This window comes from Arcticibacter sp. MXS-1 (genome assembly GCF_041902385.1).
GTDB lineage: Bacteria > Bacteroidota > Bacteroidia > Sphingobacteriales > Sphingobacteriaceae > Arcticibacter.
Map to the genome: position 1 here is coordinate 4,669,326 of NZ_CP169244.1, position 19,751 is coordinate 4,689,076.

The following is a 19,751-nucleotide window of genomic DNA, read 5'->3' on the forward strand; positions in this document are numbered from 1 at the left end:
GACTATTCAAATCGTATCACATTTTCGGCATTTACTCTCATTTTGAAGAATACGCCTGATGTGGAGCGATTCCGTTACCTTTAACCGCTATTTGCACGAGCTATGGACTTCTTTAATCCCTTCTATCTTCAAAATGGCACACCTCGGCAGAGGCGTGCCTCGGAAGTACTCCGTCAGACCGGCATACTTTCCATTCTCGCCGCCTATACGCCTGTGCTGGCCGGAACAGTTCCCCTTGACATTGACACCGAAGATAGTGACCTCGACATCGTCTGCTGGTACAGGACTGCGTCGGACTTTGAAAACATAGTGATGGAAAACTTTGCGAAACGAGACAATTTCTCCATAAACCGAAGCCAGGTAAATGGACAAGATACGGTCATAGCCAGCTTCCGCTCGGAAGAGTTTACAATAGAAATTTTTGGCCAGGACCGTCCCGTTCAGGAACAGGAAGCTGTACGTCACATGCTTATTGAACATAGCATTATACAGGAGCAAGGTGATGCATTCAAGCTGAAAATAAGAGAATTAAAAAAGAAAGGACTAAAAACTGAACCTGCGTTTGCCCTGCTTCTGGGCTTAGATGGAGACCCCTACCAGGCATTATTGCAGTATGGAAACTGCGGCGGAAAGTAAAGACGACTAAAAAATCAGAAAAGAGGGAATCCGGCTCATGGCGCGGACTCCCTGCTATTGCTCATCAAAGCTGAACTTTTGTTATCGGCGAGAAGATCATGTCCTCTATTCCGGCTATTTTGACCCCGATGCGGGCAAAAACGTAATCCTGCCGGGGCACAAGATCCGGGACAGCTACACTTATGCTGACATTATTCCAGTCAGTGGAGGGGCTGATCTCCAGATTCGCGTTTGCAATCTGAGTGCCGTTGGAAACAAAGTTACTTTTGTTGATATAAAGGGTAACTCTTTCGACGTCGCGCGCATCACCATTGGTGATAATCTTCTCAACGGTGCATGTACCGGTCACTTTGCCCGCGGCCTGACTAAATCGTGCATTCCTGACCATGTAATAAGGCAGTACCTCTACATCCATTGTCTGTGAGCCTCGCATGGACACTTCGATCGTATCTTTCAAGGCTCCGTTTGAAACCGTCTTAAAAGGTCCGTCACCAGAAGGAACCGTCATTTTGTAGTTCCCGTCGAATAGGACTGCCGAGAATGAACCATCTTGCTTGATCGGTACATCAATGGCAGAAAGCTTTCCCCATCCCTTTTCCCAAAGCTGAAAGCGGACGCTTCCATCCTCAATATTTAAGGGTTCTCCCTTATAAGTGACCCGCCCGGAAAAAGACGAAGACGGTGCATCGTAATTATCCTTGGCGCAAGAGGCCACGAGGACTACGGCTATTGTTATAATAAAATAGTGAAGTATCGTTTTCATGTCTGTCCTAATTACTTATTCCATTATTGATTTGGATTCCTGACAATCTTGGGGTTATTATTAATAATATCGTCAGGGATGTAGGAGTAATAGTTACCCATTTGGAAGCGGTCAACCCCTGTAGCCCTCCCCGGCCGTACGATTTTAAACACCCAGTGCCCGTTGTCGGCACCACCAGGGTTATGAATTTTATATGGGATGAGGCCGTAAGGCTGCGTGCTTCTCTTTGCTGCCTTTCCGATATTTGCAGTGAGGTCCGTAACAGAGGTTGGATTGCCATCCCAAACAACATGGGCAAGCCTCCAGCGTTTCATATCATAAAAATAATGTCCTTCAAAGGCCAGCTCTACTCTTCTTTCATGAGCAATGCGATCGAACGTGATATCTGAAACATCGAGCGGAATGGTAAGGCCTGCCCTCGCCCTCACCTGGTCAATGTACGGCAGGGCTGCAGCAGGCTGCCCAAGCTCAAAGGCTGCCTCCGCTGCATTCAGTAATATTTCTGCATAGCGGTAACGGATGAACCAGACTTCGCTCTGAACGCCTCTCTGTCCTGAACCAGGTACAGGATCGAGGTACTTCCGAAGATAGAAGCCCGTCTGAGCAGTGAACTCCTCGCCATCGACGGGCCCGTCAAACCCTACTACCTGGACGTTATTATCACTTCCCGGCAGCTTAGCCTCGCCACCTCTTTTTGAAGCGGTTACAATCGTTCCGTTTGCCAGCTGATAACCGGCCCAGATATCAACAGCACGCCCCTTAAATGTCGAACCCGGCAGGATTACTGTTCCCGCAAGACGTGCGTCTCTGTCAGCGAAGAGGTCGCCTGGTTTACTATAGCTCTTCGTAACATCAAGCGGAGCAAATGTATTGTTGGTTTTTTCAAATGCCTCTACAAGGTTGAGTGCAGGATTAATCCTTCCCCCTTCTTCCTCTTCCGCTCCGAAACGAGGTTGATTCACAATGGTAAACCCATGAACCTTGCTGCTCCGAAGCTTGTAGTCTTCGACAAAAATAGGCTCCGGATTAGTATTCTTATCGTAGAAGAGACTGGAAAAGTTGTCTGACAGATCGGGCTTCCTGTTGTAAAGGGCGTACCCGCCGGCAGAGCCGCTGATAATCTCTTGTGCCGCCCTCAGAGAAATTTCATAATAGGAAGTTGCCTTTGAGCCCGGAATACCCACTTCTGCACCAGGAAGTGTCACCTGAGGGGTATTGACGCCGTATTTAGCAATGGAGCCAGCATAGAGTGCAGCACGGCACTCCATCGCCAGTGCTGCTCCCTTTGTAGCTCTCGACTTTTGGTTGACATCTGCTGGCAAAGCCGCCTTTATAGCCTCTGCTTCACTTATAACAAAATCATAAACTTCTGCCTCTTTTGCCCGGGGATGCTGCAGGTAAGTAGGGTCGCCGCTATAATTGTATTCCATCGGCTCTAGTATCAATGGAACGCCTCCCATTCTCTTAACGGCTTCAAAATAGTAAGAGGCCCTTAGGAAGCGAGCCTCCGCAACAAAGCGATCACGGACAGGCGTTTCCAGAGCAGTTGCAGCAGAACATTTTTGAATAAAAAGGTTTAATTCGCGGATGTATCCATAATCCCAGGTGCTGTAGTTGCCATAGTTAAACGAATTATTTTGCACCATTCCATAGTCGCCCGAAGCAGAGGGGAACGACTCATTAAAATCAGCGTCCGACAAAGACGTCCAGCTCTCTAGAGATCCAAAATCGTAGTAACGATTGTACAAGTCGCCTAATATCGCCAGGATACTGGCCTCATCCTTCCACACCGCTTCTTCGGTTAAAATACTAGTGGGATCCCGGTCGAGAAAGCTGTCTTCTTTACAACTCCAGGAAAGCACCAGGAGTGTCATTATGATAGTGAAATATTTCTTTTTCATGATACAGTCTTTAGAATGAAAGGTTTACTCCAAGGTTAATGAAGCGATTTTGCGGATACTGGAGTCCGTTAGGGTCAATAATTTCAGGCTCCACTCCTACTTTCTTCATATTGTCTATGGAGAAGAGGTTACTGGCATTTGCATACACCCTGGCCCGCTGAATCTTTACTTTTTGCACCCATGCCTTAGGTAAGGTATAGCCAAATTCGATGGTACGTGCCCGCAGGTACCACACATTGGTTGTCCAGTAGGTTGAAGTCTTATTATAGTTGCTGTGTCCGCCTTCGTTGTATCGGAGCGCGGGATATTTGCCCGCTATCCAGGGACTGTTGACATCAAAGGGATCGCTGCGGTGCCACCTGTCTTCATAGAACTGTTTTAACAGGGCTCCGTTGTTCTGGAAAGGCCATCTCATCTCCCAGTTCTGGGTAAAGGTGTAAAGAGAACCTCCCGAAAAGTCGGCAGCAAAGTCGAGTCCCTTCCAGGCCAGCGTGATACTCAGTCCGTAATTAACGATAGGATTTCTGTCAGGACTATAACCAATTGGCCGCTCGTCATATCCGTTGATCCGGCCATCGCCGTTCTGATTCCCTATAAATCAGGTCGCCGGGCAGGAGCGTCTTGTTTCCCTGACCATCAATATTGACCGGATAGTTGTTTATTTCGTCCTGCGACTGGAACTGGCCATTCACCTCGTAGCCCCACATAATGTTACTCCAGCGGTCTTCTATAGATGAACGGTAGTGATCCCAGGAGTTACCCCAAAGAGGCTTATAGGTGGAAAGGTTCTTAGGTCTGGCGAATGAGAAATTAGCGCCTATTGTGTACCTCAGGTTTCCGGACGTTCCGTTGTAGTTGAGCGCTGTCTCATATCCGATTACCGCATCGTTGTTCACGTTTTCATCCGGAAGACCATAACCTAGTTCAGATGGGACCAGCTGATCATACTTCCTTCCTTTGAGGCCTGTACGCTTTCTGTAGAAGTAGTCCACTAATCCGCTTACTTTATTGCGGAACAGGCTAAAGTCGGCGCCAATATCGAACATACGGCTCTTAAACCACGAAATCTGTGTAATAGGAATTCCTTTATCCCTGGCGGTAACAATCGCTTTTCCGTCAAGGATGACCGTTCCGGTCTGGCCATAGGTATAGCCGGTAAGATAATCGTATGCGCCGATACCGATGTCATCATCACCCATAATACCGTAAGAAGCACGGAACTTAAGATCGTTCAGAATACCCTTGTCTCCCAGCAGCTGTTTGGCAAAACGCTCCTCTGTAATTCTCCATCCGCCTGATACCGATGGGAAATAGCCTACCCTCTTGCCAGGAGCAAACTTCCAGGAGGCGTCCCTTCTGCCAGAAACTTCCAGATAGTATTTGTTAGCAAAGCTGTAATTCAGACGACCGATATAGCCTATCCTTGCCTCCTCGTTTACCCGGTCGTCGTAGGTGTCCATTGTATTAAAGTAAATCAAAGGCAGCACGTTAGTAGCAGGTACCGCATGCACCCAGGTTTCCGGCTCCTTCTTTTCTATCCAGTCCGTTGCCAGTGTTGCCCCTACAGTGTGTTTTCCGAAAGTGTTATTATAATTGAGCTGAACCTGATACGTATTGGTGATCACCTTTTTCGTTCCACGCTCTCTCCATGGGTTTGTACTGCCCCCTGTCGCGTCATAGGTATCAGTTGCCGGTCTGTACGTATACGTCTTATAGGTATACTCATGGCCATTCATCATCTTGTCAGCTACATAGTAAGAATACATTCCTCTAGCCGTCAGACCTTTGATACCCGGGACCGTATAATCGGCATTAAAGTTGGTTTGCAGTACGCGCCATTCTTCATGCCAGTAACCGGAGAGCTCCTTGTTGAGAAAGCCCCAATTGGTTTCGTTGTGGCCAATGTCATTGACATATTCAGGATTGTCATTTGCGTAAGGCCGCTCGGTCGGCAGGTTCCTGAGGATCGCAAAGCGGGGCTGCCAATAATCATCGCCGCCCGGGACCCCCGGGTTGTCTCTCACTTCCAGACGACCGTTGATTTGTACTCCAACCTTCAGTGAGTTGGCAATTTTCGCATCAATGTTACTCTGAAGATTGTTGCGTTTAAATGTAAATTCTCTACCGAGTACTGAACTCTGGTCGAGATGTGTCCCCGAGAGGTAGTAATTAATGCGGTCAGAGCCACCCGTTGCATTGAGGTTGACAGAAGTAAGAGGAGCATCACCCTTCACGATAAAGTCCTTCCAGTTGAAGCTCTTGTATCCATACTCCGTGCCCTGCCTGTACTTTTCAAGTTCTTCGGGTGTGATGTTCGTGGCGTGTTTCAGAGAATTCATCTCGGCATCTGCCTTACCGAGCATGTAATCATAGGAGCTGTTCACAACTTCAGGGAACCTCGACCAGTTCTGCCATCCCGTATATGCATCAACATTAATGGTATTACGACTGCCCGTCTTTCCTCTTTTTGTAGTAACTACTACTACCCCATTTGCCGCGCGTACACCATATATTGCAGCTGAGGCGTCTTTCAGCACGCTAATACTTTCTATGTCGTTCGGCGATATGTTATTAAACTGGCCTGCGTCCTGCTGGATACCATCAATTACATACAAGGGGTTTCCCAGATTTCTGATCTGGATATTGGCACTGGAACCAGGGCGGCCGTCAGCCATACGGAATGACACGCCTGGGAGTTTACCAGCCAGGCCGGCACTAACGGTCGATCCCGCATGCGCCCGTTCGAGATCTTTACTGGTCACCGTTGCAATTGACCCCGTTATTGACTCCTTTTTTTGCGTACCATAGCCTACAACCACCACCTCTTCGAGGGATGATTCTGCCGAGGTAAGCTGGACGTTTACAACGGTTTTGTTAGCAATCGGAACCTCTTTCGATTCAAATCCGACATAGGTAAAAAGCAAGCTTCCGGAAAGAGTTGGGACATTGAGGGCATAGTGACCTTTCTCGTCTGTGCTCGCTCCAATTTTACTGCCTTTCAACTTGACACTCACTCCGATCAGAGGGGCTCCCTGGGTGTCGGTTACTCTTCCGCTTACATTCATCTGGGCCAGAAGCGGCGAAACTCCATAAAGCAAGATTGCCAGTGTCAGACAGATCCGGAAGACCGATTTACATTTAAGGGGAAGCCTTAAATGATAGTGTAAACTTCTGTTCATACGATTTCTTTTAATTGGTTAAACCTGTAGTAATGGGCCCTACTACATATCAAAGAAAACGATTTAGCAGCGTTGTCTATTCCTCAAATTGTGTCATTAATTCGCTATTTTGTATCAGTATTGTTGCGTTGAGAAAAGCACTGCACTATACCTCGTGCAGGACGTGGAATAGCTGTTGGCCTTTAAAGTTTAACGGAGTTAAAAACGGACCTGAACGCCGACGGGGACCTCAGCCTCAGGGAACAGGCACCTCGGATGAAAGTGAGAATGGCAACCGGGCAGCGCGATGTGCCGCTGTACTGTCAGGCCTTTCCTGCATCTGCAACTGAAACACGCCGCCCTCTGCTATATCCTGATATCTTAGGAAGAGTGCATCATAAGGCTTCCCGTTCAATTGCATGGAGGATACATACAGGTTTTTGTCATTGTTTCCGTTCGCTTCTATCACAAACTTCTTCCCATCTTCAAGCGTGATCGTTGCCTTTCGAAATACCGGGCTCCCCAGGACATACTCGTCAGTGCCTGGACACACGCTGTAAAAACCGAGAGCGCTCAGCACATACCAGGATGAGGTTTGTCCCTGATCTTCGTCTCCCGGATATCCGTTCTCTGTGGCGTTATACAACTTCCTCATCACCTCCCGCACATGGTACTGCGTCTTCCAGGGCTGACCTGCATAGTTGTACAAGTAGACCATATGCTGAATGGGCTGATTGCCGTGAGCATACTGCCCCATATTAGCCATCACCATCTCGGTCATCTCATGGATCATACCCCCATAGGAGCCGGTATTTACAGTACTGGGAGAAGAAAATACCGAGTCAAGTTTGCGGACGAACGCCCCTCTGCCTCCCATTAAGTTGATCAGACCCTGCACGTCATGAAACACCGACCACTGCCAGTGCCATGCATTCCCTTCCGTATACGGACCGCCCCATTCAAAAGGATCAAAACCAGCTTTCCACTCACCCTTGCTGTTCCGCCCCCTCATAAAACCACTCGCCGCGTCGTACACATTTCTGTAATTGTACATCTGACGTTGAAAAACTTCCTGATAGAACTTCTGTCCCGTTTGACGTGCGAGCTGATAAGCGCAAAAATCGTCATAGGCATACTCGAGTGTCTTTGCAGTACCTTCTCCATACTCCGGATAAGGTACATAGCCCAGCTGGTAATATTCCTTCCAGCCATGCCTCCCGTTCGCGGGGCCCCAGGGGCCTTTGTTCATTGCCTCATGAAAGTAGGCTTCAAGCGCTTTGACGGGGTCGAATGTCCTGATGCCCTTTACCCAGGCGTCGGCAAGAAGGGAGATTGCATGGTTCCCTATCATACTTCCTCCCTCACCAGGGAACGACCAGGAGGGCAGCCAGCCGCATTGCTCATAGGCGGCAAGCATCGCTTTCATATATCGGCCCTGCATAGTCGGGTGTAAAAGAGCTGTTAATGGAAACTGAGCTCTGAAGGTGTCCCAGAAACCGGTATCGGTAAACATGTACCCCTTATGGATTTTGCCATCATATGGACTATAGTAATAAGGTTGGCCGCTTTTATCGTACTCAAAAAATTGCCGCGAGAAGAGACTCGCCCTGAAAAAGCAGGAGTAAAAAGTTGATTTATCCTCTTCAGTACCCCCTTCAACCACTATTCGGCCAAGATGCCCATTCCAGATCTTCTGCGCCGCGGCCTTCGTGTCTTCAAGCTTCTTAAAGCTGCCGAGTTCCCTCCTTAGGTTCAACTCTGCCTGTCCGGCACTGATATATGAGGAGGCCACTTTCACCTGCACTTGTTCACCATCCGCGAATTGCAGATAGGCTCCGGCCCCCTTTCCTTCTTTCTCACGCGCATTCGATGTCGTTGTGTTCCTGATGTTCTCCCACGTTCCGTAACTTTTAAATGGTTTGTCGAACACCGCAACGAAATAATTGCGGAAGTTTTCAGGAACGTAGTGCCCGTTATTGACATAGCCAACGATCTTCCTTTCAGATGGAATGATCTTCACCATACTCATCTTAGTGTAACCATCAAGTACAACGTAGCTCTTCTCTCCGCGCGGAAAGGAAAACCGCAGGTGTGCTCCCCTCTCTGTCGGCGCCATTTCCGTTCTGATCCCATTCTCAAACTCTACCTTGTAGTAATCCGGTCTGGCCGTTTCCTTTTCGTGCCTGAACTTTAAAGCTCTTTCATCTTCGTTTACTTTCAAAGCCCCCGACACAGGCATCAGCGAAAAAACAGCGTAGTCGTTACTCCAGGAGCTGCACTGATGTGCCTGCTGAAAGCCTCTGATCGTTTCTTTGAAATACTGGTATTTCCAGCCGTCGCCATTCCTCCCGGTTTGCGGAGTCCATGTGTTCATCCCAAAAGGGAGCGCTGTAGTCGGATACGTATTGCCCCTGGTCAGCTCGTGTTTAGAGTTAGTGCCCTGCAGGGTGTTTACGTATCTGGTAAGATCAGACGGTTGAGCATATGCGATCCGGATACATATCAGAAAAATGATCAGTGGCCTCACTTTCATGAATCATTGGTGTGTGTGGTTTGAACAGACTAAAATATGTCCGCCAATTTGCTTTACTTCCTTAATTTGTCTCAAAATATCTTCATTTTGTCTCACGGGCAGGACTCGCGGCCAGAATTGATATAACAAGGCGAAACAGTATGTACTTTCGCAATAATTATAAATCTTAAAAGTACATTGAGGGAAACTATACTACTAATTTACTTGCTGGTCTCTTTCTCGCTCAAAAGCGCTTTGGGGCAGCCACACTACTTTATTAACTACTCGATTGACGATGGTCTGTCGAGCAATACCGTTTCGTGCTCCTTGCAGGACAAAAAAGGATTTATGTGGTTCGGTACCGTAGACGGCGTAAACAGGTTTGATGGTTATACATTCAAAGTATACCGGCAGCAGGAATATGGTCCTGATGGAACAAGCTCAAATAACATTATATCATTATGTGAAGACCGCGAAGGCACCCTATGGGTAGGCAGCGAAAACGGGCTCTACCGCTACAACGACACCCTTGAAAGGCCTGTCCTGATAGCTGCTACGCGGAATAAAGGCATTACCAATCTGCAGGCTGCAGGGGATGGCAGCGTCTGGTTCATGGCCCACTCAACTGCATTCAGGTATGATCCCCGTAAAAAAAGCTTTCGGCGTATAATTGCCCTGGCGGACTCAATGCCTCTTCTCTCTGCGTGAGTGATGACGGAACTGTATGGGTAGGCACGTTTGCAGGAATGATCCGAAAGCTGAACCTGAAAGACAACACCATTCGCTCCTACGACGCATTCGCTCACTCTCCTATTCCGCGGTCAAGAAACATCCCGCGAATCTTTGATACAGGAGACCGCTATCTGCTTGTGGGCACCTCCAACCAGGGAGTCAAGCTTTTTGATAAAATGACCCATGCCTACGAGGATCTTCTATCTTATAACAAGCAGCTCTCAGAGATTTACGTGCGTGATTTTCTCCATTACAGGGGCGACGAATATTGGGTCGCAACAGAGCTGGGTATTTTCATTTACAATCTTAAAACAAGAAAAGACACCAATTTGGTAAAAAACGTACGAGATCCTTACTCCCTCTCTGACAACGCCGTTTACACGCTCTGCAAAGATCGGGAAGGAGGGGTTTGGGCTGGAAGCTTCTTTGGCGGCCTGAGCTACCATCCGCAACAGTATACACTTTTCGAAAAGTTCTTTCCCACCGGTACGCCAGGTTCTATAAGCGGTACTGCTGTCAGAAAAATTTGCAAGGATGCTAAGGGCAACATCTGGATAGGGACCGAAGATGCCTCACTAAACCGCTTTGATCCAAAGAAGCTGGTCTTTACAACCTATGCACCTTCCGGAAACAAGAGCTCAGTTGCCTACAGCAATATCCATGGCCTTATGGCCTATCAAAATGAGTTATGGATCGGAACATTTGAACACGGGCTGGATGTAATGGACCTGAAGACCAATAAGGTGATCCGGCATTATCAATATGGCGCTGACTCCAACTCGCTAAAGAGTAATTTCATAACCCATATTTGCCGCACGCAGCGAGGCAGTATATACATAGGGACAACGAACGGCCTGTATGTATACAACCGCCGCTCTGATAATTTCACTAACGTGCAGTTTCAGAGAGGCTATCGCCCTTTCGTTTATGCTATGACAGAGGACAGCAAGGGAAACCTGTGGATAAGTTCGTTCACCGAGGGGATTTACAAAATCGAGACAGGCACAGGTCGGATTTCAAATTTCAGGTACAGGAAGGGGAAAAAGAACGGATTGAGGAACAACCGGGTGAACAGCATCTTCGAGGCCAGCGACCGAAGCTTGTGGCTTGCAACCGAAGGGGGAGGCTTGTTTAAGTTTCGCGAGGCGGACACAACAGTAGAAACATATTCGAGGCGGGACGGACTCCCTTCCAACTTTGTTTTCGGAGTACTGGAAGACTCAAAAACGAACTTGTGGATCAGCACCTCAAAAGGTCTCGCCTGTTTGGAAAGGAGAACAAAAAAATTCAGTACTTATACCAAGTCGAATGGCCTGCTGTACGACCAGTTCAACTATCATTCCGCGTTTAAAGATGAGAGCACCGGAGATATGTACTTTGGGACAATCAAAGGACTCATCCGTTTCAACCCGGATGAATTCAGAAAGAACAGGTATAACCCGCCGGTGTACATTACGGGATTTGAAGTGCAGAACAAGGAGCTTGCCATTGATCCTGCCGGGCAATCGTTAAAAAAATCAGTAGTGCTGACCGACACGATCAGGCTGGCTTACAATCAGTCCTCATTCAATATCAATTTTGCAGCCCTAACGTTCAACTCTCCCTTAACTACTCACTACGCCTACCGGATGAACGGCCTTGATGAAAGCTGGACCTATCTCAAGAGGAACCGCCGCGCTTACTTTACAGGCTTACGCCCGGGTACCTATACCTTCAGGGTTAAAGCCATGAGCGACCACGGAGTAGGATACGGAAAAGAAGCAGTTCTGACGATCGTTATTCACCCTCCGCTGTGGAGAACGCCACTCGCTTATCTGATCTACGGCGTCGTGCTCTTCGCCATTGGCTGGCTTTGTGTCCGCACCTATGTGCATCGGATGAAATCCCGGCATCAGCGGAAGCTGGAGTTACTCACCTACAAAAAGGAAAAAGAAATCTACAAAGCAAAAATCGACTTCTTTACAAAAGTTGCTCATGAGATCAGAACTCCCCTCACCCTGATCCGGGGACCTATGGAAAAGGTTTTAAAGGAAGCTGACGATCTTCCGCTGATAAGAAAGAGCCTGCTTATCATGGAAAAAAACACAGCGAGACTGTTGGACCTCACCAATCAGTTACTTGACTTCAGGAAAGTTGAAACCGACAGCTTCAGCTTAAACTTCTCGGAGTGTAATCTAAACGAGCTGATGACCGATTTGCATGATCAGTTTAAGCCGGTAATGGATCAGCAAAAAATTTCCTTCCGGCTTTCTGTCCCCCCGATACCGGTTATCGTCAGGACAGACGCGGATGCAGTAAGTAAGATTGTCGGAAACTTGCTGTCGAACGCACTGAAGTATGGAGAAAGACAGGTCGTTCTATCACTGCAAACAGACGGAATCAGAGAAAACTCAGTTGCCATAAAGGTAAGAAGCGACGGATTTATCATCCCCGAGGCACAAAGAGAAAAAATCTTTGAACCGTTTTTCAGGATTAAAGAGGTGCAGAAAAAACCGGGTTCAGGAATAGGGCTTTCGTTGGCGCGCTCGCTGGCCGAGCTGCTGCAAGGCTCCCTCTCACTCGGCGACTCAGAGGACGGCATGAACGTTTTCATTCTAACTTTACCCGGGAACACGGAGAGCCGGGCAGGTTGAGAGAAAACCTGTACAACGAGGGCGCCTGCCAATAGGGAAAAAGCAACGGCCGCTACTTTAAAAAAATTAGACATTCACTTATAGCACACATTATGAACACTAATAAAACCGCCATCCTGCTTGTAGATGACAATGATGAAATACTGGATTTTCTGGAAGATGACCTGGGTGACAAATACACGATATTCAAGGCCTTTGACGGGCGGGAAGCTTTAAAAGTCCTTTCGGAGGAACCGATACAGCTTGTTGTGAGCGATGTGATGATGCCCGAGATCGATGGTTTTGAGTTTTGTAAAATCGTTAAATCTAACTTTGAATACAGCCACGTGCCAGTTATACTTCTGACTGCCAAAAATACCCTCCAGTCAAAAATTGAAGGCCTGGAGCTTGGTGCAGATGCCTATATTGAAAAACCGTTTTCTCCCGAATACCTGCAGGTCCAGATAGCCAACTTGCTTTCCAACCGCAATAAAATTAGAGAGTATTTCGCTAAGTCCCCTTTAGTGAATATTCGTACGATGGCTTATTCCAGGGCAGACGAAAGCTTTCTGGAAAAGCTGAACGTGGTAATCAGAGAAAACATCTCAAATATCAACCTCGACGTTGAACATCTGGCCAGCTACATGAACATGAGCCGCCCCACGCTCTACAGGAAAATCAAAGCTATTTCTAACCTTACCCCGAACGAATTGATCAACGTTACGAGGTTAAAAAAAGCGGCGGAACTTCTCCAGGAGGGAAAATACAAGATCTATGAAATTTCCGATATGGTGGGATACAGCTCGCAAACTCATTTCGGAAGGAACTTCAGTAAGCAGTTTGGCATGTCGCCGTCTGAATATATTGCTAAAAAAGGTGACATCTAGCCCTCAAGACAGGAGATCAACAAGACATTTACTAAAATCAATTTTATAACTTTGCCGGATGGAGATTTACTCGGCCGAATTTAAGTGCAGCAACACCAGAACAGAAAAGTTACCCCCTCCGGTACTGCCGGAGTACGCCTTCATCGGCCGGTCTAACGTGGGCAAATCTTCATTGATTAATGCTCTTACCAATAAAAAGGGGCTGGCAAAGACCTCACAGACACCGGGGAAGACTCAGCTTATCAACCATTTTTTGATCAACAATAACTGGTACCTCGTTGACCTTCCGGGCTATGGGTACGCCCGCGTATCCCAAAAGATGCGCGAGGAGTGGGAGCGCTTTATCCGCTACTATCTTCGTAACCGCGAGAACCTGCAATGCGTATTTGTCCTGGTCGACAGTCGCATTGAGCCTCAGAAGGCGGATCTCGACTTTTGTTTCTGGTTGGGTGAGAATGGCATTCCATTCGTCATTGCATTCACTAAAGCCGACAAGCAGTCGAAGGTCAAGACCTTGCAGAACGTGAAGAGCTTCAAAGATGCCCTCTTAAAGTATTTTGAAGAATTGCCGCAAATGTTCATCACTTCATCCGAAACCAGAGAAGGCAGAGAGGACCTCCTCAGTTTCATAGACGAAGTGAACAGCAGGTTTGAAAAACCGGTCTCCTAAAGTCAGTTTGCGCCAAACTGCCGGCCAGGGCTATTGTTGGGAAAGGAGCCGGCACTTAGAAAACAAGAACACACTAATGAAGAAATATCTTTCTCTTGTGCTTTTTGCACATACTATATTCGCGATGCCATTTGCCTTTATCGGCTTTTTCCTCGCAATCAGCACAACTGAATATCAATTTGACTGGACGAAGCTCGCCTTCATGATCCTTTGCATGGTGTTTGCCCGAAACTCCGCCATGGCATTTAACAGATATCTCGACCGTGATTTTGACGCCAAGAATCCGCGTACCTCTCTCAGGGATATTCCTGCCGGAAGAATATCGGCCAAAAATGCGTTACTATTCACGCTCGTTAATTGCGTCCTTTTCATTTTTACAACCTACTTTATCAATGACATATGCTTTTACCTCTCGCCGGTGGCCCTTGCTGTCGTCCTGGGCTACAGCTTTACCAAGCGCTTCACGCCTCTGTGTCACTTAATACTCGGTGCTGGCCTTGGCCTTGCTCCTCTAGGAACATATCTGGTCGTGACAGGAAAGTTTGCACTGCTTCCTATACTCTTCTCCATGGCTGTATTGTGCTGGGTGAGCGGGTTCGACATTATTTACTCCCTGCAGGACGACGAATTTGACAGACAAGAGAACCTCTATTCTATCCCGGCCTGGCTTGGAAGAAAAAAGCGCTGCAGGTCTCCTCCCTGCTGCATGTATTCAGTGTCATATTTGTTGTGCTTCCGCTACTGTTCACGCAGCTTGGACCTTTTTATATAGCTGGCGTGGTCGTTTTTACCGGACTGCTTATTTATCAGCACCGGCTTGTCAAACCTGATGACCTGAGCCGTGTAGGCCTTGCATTTGGAACAACCAACGGTATTGCTTCCGTCATATTTGCAGTATTTTTTTTACTGGACGTATACGTCAGACTATAGCCATCCTCGTCCCCAAGCAGCGTTCTTACTGCTGCAGAGGGCTGTCCGGATGATTGCTGCCCCGCATATCAAGCTCCAATCAGCCGCCTGGATATCATTGGTGAAAACATTTGATAAAGGAGAGTGACTTTTGCAACAACATCACTTCATTTTGGTTTAACTTAGCATAGAATTAATCGAAATCTGAAAGGATCATGATCATAAAGAAAAAACAAAGAACATATGTACCCGAAGCTCTGGAAATAAAATGGGAGAACATAGAGCCCCTTTTCCACGAGCTTCTTGCACGGGAAATCCCCTCGGTAGTCGAGCTCGAACGGTGGCTGCAAAACCGGAGTGAAGTGGAGGCCGTACTGGAAGAAGACTTCGCATGGCGCTATATCCGCATGACCTGCGACACCGGCAGCGAAAGCCTTCTTCAGGACTTTCAGTACTTCGCTACTGAGATAGAGCCCAGAATTGCTCCCCTTGCGAATGAGCTCAACAAAAAGTTCATCGAAAACCCCTTTACTGAACAGCTTGATCAGGACAAGTACTTCATTCTGATCCGCAGTGTAAAGAATGCACTTGACCTGTTCAGGGAAGAAAACGTGCCCCTGTTTACCGAGATACAGGTAAAACAACAGAAATACCAGTCCATCACAGGCTCTATGAGCGTCACCATCGACGACAAAGAATACACGCTGGAGCAGGCCTCCGTATTCTTAAAGAACCCCGACAGAGCCCTGCGGGAGAGAGCCTGGAAGGCCATTACTGCCAGAAGGCTTCAGGATAAGGAACAGCTCGATCAGCTGTTTGACGAACTGCTGAAATTGAGGCACCAGGTGGCATTAAACGCGGGCTTCGAGAATTTCCGCGACTATATGTTCAGGGCTCTCGGCCGCTTCGACTATACGCCGCATGACTGCTATAAGTTCCATGAAGCGATCGAGCGTGAAGTAGTGCCGGTATTGCGTGAGCAGGCAAGTCAAAGACAGGAACAGCTTGGCCTCGATTCATTGAAGCCATGGGACATGGATGTTGACACATCAGGAAAACCGGCATTAAAGCCTTTCCAGTCGGGCGCAGAACTTATCCAAAAGTCGATTGAGTGTTTCAAGGGGCTCGATCCTTATCTCGGAGAAAGCCTGCAGATCATGCAGGCCAATAATCTGTTCGACGTGGAAAGCAGGAAAGGAAAGGCTCCGGGAGGATATAATTATCCGCTTGCCGAAACAGGGGCTCCGTTTATCTTTATGAACTCAGCCAACACGTTTCGCGACCTGACCACTATGGTTCATGAAGGCGGACATGCAGTGCATACTTTCATCTCTTCTGACCTTGAACTAAACGACTTCAAGCATCTCCCCTCGGAAGTTGCCGAGCTGGCCTCAATGAGTATGGAACTTATCTCTATGGACAAGTGGGATGTATTTTTTGATAATCAGGAAGATCTCATTCGTGCAAAGCGCGATCAGCTTAAAGACGTGCTGAAGACCTTGCCGTGGGTTGCCGTTGTGGATCAGTTTCAGCACTGGCTTTACACCAACCCCAACCATACTGCCGAACAAAGACGGGAGGCATGGGTTCAGATCTTTAGTCCTTTTGGCAAAAACTTCGCCGACTGGGAAGGCTTTGAAGATGCGCTGGAGAACTTGTGGCAGAAGCAACTGCATATTTTTGAAGTACCTTTTTACTACATAGAATATGCAATCGCGCAGCTGGGCGCTATTGCCGTATGGAAAAACTACAAAGAAAACCCTGCTGAGGGTCTCGAAAAATACAAGCAGGCCTTGAAGCTGGGATATACCCGCACCATTAAGGACATCTACGAAACTGCTGGCATCAAGTTCGACTTCAGCTCAGAGTATGTGAGCGAACTGATAGCCTTTGTAAACAGCGAACTAGAGGCCCTCCATCAATAAGAGAAAAGGGGGCGGAAAACGACGCCGCCCCCTTCCTTTCTCCGCTTTTAAGGAATTCCTTCACCTATCCGCCGACAGCCTTCGCCCCACCTTCGTTTTTTCTTTCATACTGCGTTCTGCGCTTCTGCTCTTCATGAACTACCCTGGAGTCGGACATCTTCTTCCACCCCTGCCGGAGTCTGTTGAAAGCTGTCTCTCCCCTTCCCCGCAAACCTTTTTTATGAATTTCGGTTAAAAAGCTGGAAGCAATCCTGATCAGATAAAAGAACAACTGATAAACAGGTGTAAGGTGTTCTCGTCCGTCACGGCCCCGTAACTTGTCTGCCAGGTTACCCGGAGCAGTACAGACATGGACTTGCATAATATCTGATACCGTACACCAACAAATAATTACATATGAAAAAACTGATTTTGTTTTATACACTGTTCTGCTGTGCCCTTTCCGCTTCTGCGCAGGGCTGGAAACCTTATAAGATTGATGATTCTGTACAAGTCAGCCTTCCACCGGGCTTCACCAAAACGGATACCCTGGGACAGACTGTTATCAACGCCTCAACTTCCTTTGGCAACATTGTGGTCACCAAACAGCCCGACGATCCGAGCACTACTCCGGATATCGAGAAAGTAAAGCACCTGAAAAGCTACTATGATGACTTTGTAAAGCGGATCAGCTCTACATCCAAAGGGACCGTTAAGGATGAACGCGATACCACCATGGGAAAACTTCGCATTAAAGAGTTTACCCTCGAAGTAGACAGCGGAAGCGGCAAGCAGTTCCGGAACATCCGCATTCTCCATGAAAATAGCGCAACTTACACCTTCCAGTTCCTTTATAAGGAGATCCATGCAGACTATGCACGTCCTGAAAGTGAAAAGTTTTTCGGTTCGATTGCCATGACGGAGAACGTAGGGGTAAAAACGCAGTTCACGAAGCCTGAAAACACGACCGGAAAGAGTGCATCAGGCAATAATATGCTGCTCTATGGCGGTGGTGCGGCTGTCATTATTATTATTGTCGTCATTATTATCATGAGCAGGCGAAAGCGACACCGGGTCTGAGAGTCAAGCGCGCTATAAATGCAGGTTAAAATTTGCAGAAGCCAGCCCAAAAGCTATTCTGCCAGTTTTTAATCTGCATTTTCTGTTTTTCTTCAAATATTCGTTAAGTTTGGCGCTCAAAAAAACAAAGATTCATCAGGAACTCCATGTTAAAAAACTACTTCCGGAAAAAACCCCTTTCCAGCATCATGTCTGATATCGAAAGTGGCTATAGTGATGGTGAAACGACAGAAGCAGGATCAACGGGATTAAAAAAAATACTGGGAGTAAAAGACCTCACGTTCATGGGGATCGCCGCAGTGATTGGTGCGGGCATATTTTCTACAATAGGCGAAGCTTCTTTTCATGGGGGACCCGGTGTTGCCCTCCTCTTTATCATTACTGCTATCACCTGTGGCTTTTCAGCTATGTGCTATGCCGAGTTTGCTTCCAGAATCCCGGTGTCGGGCAGTGCGTATACCTACGCGTACGCCTCTTTTGGGGAGCTTATTGCCTGGATTATCGGGTGGGACTTGCTGATGGAATACGCCATAGGAAATATAGCCGTGGCAATATCGTGGAGCCAGTATTTCACCAACCTGCTTGAAGGCTTCCATATTCATATCCCTGAGTATCTGACCATGGACTACCTTTCAGCCTTTAGAGCACATGAAAGAGTAGCTGAACTGACCCGACTGGGCAATACAGCAGATATTACCCCTATGCTCCAGCGGCAGGCACTGGGCTGGACTACTGCTCCCGGCATCGGCCATATAAAACTGATCGCCGACATACCTGCCCTGGCCATCGTAATTGCCATAACCTATCTGGTTTACGTAGGAATACGCGAAACAAAAAGGGCTACTAATGCCATGGTCATGCTGAAGATCGGGATTGTGATCGCTGTGATCATTCTCGGCTTTTTCTACATCACTCCGGCCAACTGGAGCCCTTTCATGCCCAATGGATTCAGGGGCGTCATGCGGGGAGTATCCGGCGTATTCTTCGCATACATCGGCTTTGACGCCATCTCTACAACAGCCGAAGAATGTAAAAACCCGCAGCGCGATCTGCCGAAAGGCATGATCTATTCCCTGGTCATCTGTACCGTCCTGTATATCCTCATCGCACTGGTCCTTACCGGCATGGTGAGTTACAAGGAGCTTGCTGTCGGAGACCCTCTTGCCTTTGTTTTCGAACGGGTTGGGCTAAAACAGATCAGCTATGTTATTTCAGTCAGCGCTGTGATTGCCACGGCCAGCGTGCTTCTGATCTTCCAGATGGGACAGCCCAGGATCTGGATGACCATGAGCAGGGATGGCTTGTTGCCCAGAGCCTTTTCAAGGATTCACCCTAAATACAAAACGCCTTCGTTTTCAACCATCGTTACGGGGATTGTCGTCGCCGTGCCCGCTTTGTTTATGAACCTCACTGAGGTGACCGACCTGACTAGTATAGGCACGCTATTCGCCTTTGTCCTGGTCTGCGGAGGTGTGCTGGTGCTGGATAAAGACACGCAACGCCAGCCTGGCCGTTTCAGGATGCCTTATATCAATTCCCGGTATATTGTTCCCACCCTGCTAATCGTGCTGGTGGTCATTTTCTGGGAGCCTCTTAAAACGCTTCTTACCTATTCGGGCGACTGGCACACGTACAAAGACAACCTGCCCTACTTCCTCTTTATTATTCTGGCGGCAGTGATCGCCATACTTTGCGTCGTCAAAAAACTTTCACTGATCCCCGTATTAGGCCTGCTAAGCTGTTTCTACCTCATGACCGAGTTGGGATATACCAACTGGCTTCGCTTCCTCATCTGGCTCGGTCTGGGCCTTATTGTCTATTTCAGCTACAGCTTTAAGAATAGCAGACTGAACAAGGCCGGATAAGCCTCCCAGGACAAACTCTCATACTCCTCAACCCAGGGGAGATATACCCTCCAGAGACGCAAAATTACCGCGTTAACCTGTCCTGCCTGGCATAAAGGGCATAATAAGCTTAGCACACAGGA

The 19,751-nt window shown here is 47.8% G+C and carries 15 protein-coding genes; 9 read left to right on the top strand and 6 right to left on the bottom strand.

Annotated elements, in window-relative coordinates:
• The first annotated feature begins 102 nt into the window (after window positions 1–102).
• Complete coding sequence (locus ACES2C_RS20140; protein WP_374164846.1) at window positions 103–636, top strand: DUF4269 domain-containing protein; 534 nt, start codon at window positions 103–105, stop codon at window positions 634–636.
• A gap of 64 nt (window positions 637–700) precedes the next feature.
• On the opposite strand, the gene ACES2C_RS20145 is transcribed toward ACES2C_RS20140, so the two are convergent.
• The 5 genes from ACES2C_RS20145 to ACES2C_RS20165 all read right to left on the bottom strand — a co-directional run bounded on the left by ACES2C_RS20145 (window position 701) and on the right by ACES2C_RS20165 (window position 8,991).
• Window positions 701–1,399: a DUF3823 domain-containing protein gene (locus tag ACES2C_RS20145; RefSeq protein WP_374164847.1), complete on the bottom strand. Its 699-nt coding sequence runs from the start codon at window positions 1,397–1,399 to the stop codon at window positions 701–703.
• Window positions 1,400–1,422: 23 nt separating this feature from the next.
• Window positions 1,423–3,300, bottom strand: a complete 1,878-nt coding sequence (locus tag ACES2C_RS20150) for a RagB/SusD family nutrient uptake outer membrane protein (protein WP_374164848.1) — start codon at window positions 3,298–3,300, stop codon at window positions 1,423–1,425.
• Between the two features lie 10 nt (window positions 3,301–3,310).
• A complete protein-coding gene (locus ACES2C_RS20155) occupies window positions 3,311–3,715 on the bottom strand; it encodes a hypothetical protein (RefSeq protein ID WP_374164849.1) in 405 nt (134 codons plus the stop codon).
• 139 nt (window positions 3,716–3,854) lie between these two features.
• A complete protein-coding gene (locus ACES2C_RS20160) occupies window positions 3,855–6,479 on the bottom strand; it encodes a SusC/RagA family TonB-linked outer membrane protein (protein WP_374164850.1) in 2,625 nt (874 codons plus the stop codon).
• A 235-nt stretch (window positions 6,480–6,714) separates the two neighbouring features.
• On the bottom strand, window positions 6,715–8,991 hold the full coding sequence (locus ACES2C_RS20165; RefSeq protein ID WP_374164851.1) for a GH92 family glycosyl hydrolase: 2,277 nt from the start codon (window positions 8,989–8,991) through the stop codon (window positions 6,715–6,717).
• Window positions 8,992–9,168: 177 nt separating this feature from the next.
• Between ACES2C_RS20165 and ACES2C_RS20170 the strand changes: the two genes are divergently transcribed.
• The 6 genes from ACES2C_RS20170 (at window position 9,169) to ACES2C_RS20195 (ending at window position 16,705) form a co-directional block, all read left to right on the top strand.
• On the top strand, window positions 9,169–9,678 hold the full coding sequence (locus tag ACES2C_RS20170) for a two-component regulator propeller domain-containing protein (protein WP_374164852.1): 510 nt from the start codon (window positions 9,169–9,171) through the stop codon (window positions 9,676–9,678).
• A 38-nt stretch (window positions 9,679–9,716) separates the two neighbouring features.
• Window positions 9,717–12,335 (top strand): two-component regulator propeller domain-containing protein, encoded by a 2,619-nt coding sequence (locus tag ACES2C_RS20175; RefSeq protein WP_374164853.1) that lies wholly within the window; start codon window positions 9,717–9,719, stop codon window positions 12,333–12,335.
• A 92-nt stretch (window positions 12,336–12,427) separates the two neighbouring features.
• Window positions 12,428–13,201: a response regulator gene (locus ACES2C_RS20180; RefSeq protein ID WP_374164854.1), complete on the top strand. Its 774-nt coding sequence runs from the start codon at window positions 12,428–12,430 to the stop codon at window positions 13,199–13,201.
• Window positions 13,202–13,259: 58 nt separating this feature from the next.
• Window positions 13,260–13,871, top strand: a complete 612-nt coding sequence (yihA, locus tag ACES2C_RS20185) for a ribosome biogenesis GTP-binding protein YihA/YsxC (RefSeq protein WP_374164855.1) — start codon at window positions 13,260–13,262, stop codon at window positions 13,869–13,871.
• Window positions 13,872–13,947: 76 nt separating this feature from the next.
• Complete coding sequence (locus ACES2C_RS20190; protein WP_374164856.1) at window positions 13,948–14,643, top strand: UbiA-like polyprenyltransferase; 696 nt, start codon at window positions 13,948–13,950, stop codon at window positions 14,641–14,643.
• Between the two features lie 352 nt (window positions 14,644–14,995).
• Window positions 14,996–16,705 (top strand): M3 family oligoendopeptidase, encoded by a 1,710-nt coding sequence (locus tag ACES2C_RS20195; RefSeq protein ID WP_374164857.1) that lies wholly within the window; start codon window positions 14,996–14,998, stop codon window positions 16,703–16,705.
• Between the two features lie 64 nt (window positions 16,706–16,769).
• Here the strand turns inward: ACES2C_RS20195 and ACES2C_RS20200 are convergent, their stop codons facing one another.
• Entirely contained in the window at window positions 16,770–17,066 is a 297-nt protein-coding gene (locus tag ACES2C_RS20200; protein WP_374164858.1) for a hypothetical protein, read from the bottom strand.
• A gap of 35 nt (window positions 17,067–17,101) precedes the next feature.
• Between ACES2C_RS20200 and ACES2C_RS20205 the strand changes: the two genes are divergently transcribed.
• Together ACES2C_RS20205 and ACES2C_RS20210 are read left to right on the top strand one after the other, a co-directional pair.
• Window positions 17,102–17,764, top strand: a complete 663-nt coding sequence (locus ACES2C_RS20205) for a GGIII-like transmembrane region-containing protein (RefSeq protein WP_374164859.1) — start codon at window positions 17,102–17,104, stop codon at window positions 17,762–17,764.
• Window positions 17,765–17,910: 146 nt separating this feature from the next.
• Window positions 17,911–19,629 carry an APC family permease gene (locus ACES2C_RS20210; RefSeq protein WP_374164860.1) on the top strand — a complete coding sequence of 573 codons (1,719 nt, stop codon included), beginning with the start codon at window positions 17,911–17,913 and terminating at the stop codon, window positions 19,627–19,629.
• Window positions 19,630–19,751: the final 122 nt, after the last annotated feature.

Excerpts from the sequence above, each read along its gene's own strand:
- ACES2C_RS20140 (WP_374164846.1), top strand. The coding sequence starts at position 103 with ATGGACTTCTTTAATCCCTTCTATCTTCAAAATGGCACACCTCGGCAG.
- ACES2C_RS20145 (WP_374164847.1), bottom strand. The coding sequence starts at position 1,399 with ATGAAAACGATACTTCACTATTTTATTATAACAATAGCCGTAGTCCTC.
- ACES2C_RS20150 (WP_374164848.1), bottom strand. The coding sequence starts at position 3,300 with ATGAAAAAGAAATATTTCACTATCATAATGACACTCCTGGTGCTTTCC.
- ACES2C_RS20155 (WP_374164849.1), bottom strand. The coding sequence starts at position 3,715 with ATGAGATGGCCTTTCCAGAACAACGGAGCCCTGTTAAAACAGTTCTAT.
- ACES2C_RS20160 (WP_374164850.1), bottom strand. The coding sequence starts at position 6,479 with ATGAACAGAAGTTTACACTATCATTTAAGGCTTCCCCTTAAATGTAAA.
- ACES2C_RS20165 (WP_374164851.1), bottom strand. The coding sequence starts at position 8,991 with ATGAAAGTGAGGCCACTGATCATTTTTCTGATATGTATCCGGATCGCA.
- ACES2C_RS20175 (WP_374164853.1), top strand. The coding sequence starts at position 9,717 with ATGATCCGAAAGCTGAACCTGAAAGACAACACCATTCGCTCCTACGAC.
- ACES2C_RS20180 (WP_374164854.1), top strand. The coding sequence starts at position 12,428 with ATGAACACTAATAAAACCGCCATCCTGCTTGTAGATGACAATGATGAA.
- yihA (WP_374164855.1), top strand. The coding sequence starts at position 13,260 with ATGGAGATTTACTCGGCCGAATTTAAGTGCAGCAACACCAGAACAGAA.
- ACES2C_RS20190 (WP_374164856.1), top strand. The coding sequence starts at position 13,948 with ATGAAGAAATATCTTTCTCTTGTGCTTTTTGCACATACTATATTCGCG.
- ACES2C_RS20195 (WP_374164857.1), top strand. The coding sequence starts at position 14,996 with ATGATCATAAAGAAAAAACAAAGAACATATGTACCCGAAGCTCTGGAA.
- ACES2C_RS20200 (WP_374164858.1), bottom strand. The coding sequence starts at position 17,066 with ATGCAAGTCCATGTCTGTACTGCTCCGGGTAACCTGGCAGACAAGTTA.
- ACES2C_RS20205 (WP_374164859.1), top strand. The coding sequence starts at position 17,102 with ATGAAAAAACTGATTTTGTTTTATACACTGTTCTGCTGTGCCCTTTCC.
- ACES2C_RS20210 (WP_374164860.1), top strand. The coding sequence starts at position 17,911 with ATGTTAAAAAACTACTTCCGGAAAAAACCCCTTTCCAGCATCATGTCT.